The organism is Amycolatopsis kentuckyensis (genome assembly GCF_002155975.1).
GTDB lineage: Bacteria > Actinomycetota > Actinomycetes > Mycobacteriales > Pseudonocardiaceae > Amycolatopsis > Amycolatopsis kentuckyensis.
Map to the genome: position 1 here is coordinate 1 of NZ_MUMI01000843.1, position 326 is coordinate 326.

At 69.9% G+C, this 326-nt stretch carries 1 protein-coding gene; it reads right to left on the reverse strand.

Annotated elements, in window-relative coordinates:
• Window positions 1-326 (reverse strand): TRAP transporter large permease subunit (locus CCN39_RS52450; protein ID WP_244211367.1); only part of this gene is annotated, 326 nt, incomplete at both ends.

Sequence of the window (326 nt, forward strand, 5' to 3'; positions counted from 1 at the left end):
GTCCCGACCCTCCTCTACTACCTCGGCATCGTGTTCGCGATGGAGGCCGACGCGCGGCGCTTCAAGGCCGAAGCCGTCGACGTCCCGCACGACGATCCCGGCGATCGCGGAGAGCAGCACGGTCAGGATGAGGACGACCGTGCCGTTGTCGGACAGCAAGCCGGCCAGTTCCACCAGCGCGTCGGCGAGTTCGAGGCCCAGCCCGGTCTTGGTGATGGTCGAGGTGATCACCCCGGCCGCCGCGCACACCGCGATCACCGGCAGCGCGCCCCGGACACCGGCCGACAGCGCGTCGACCATGTCCTTCGCCCAGCCTTTGACGTCGC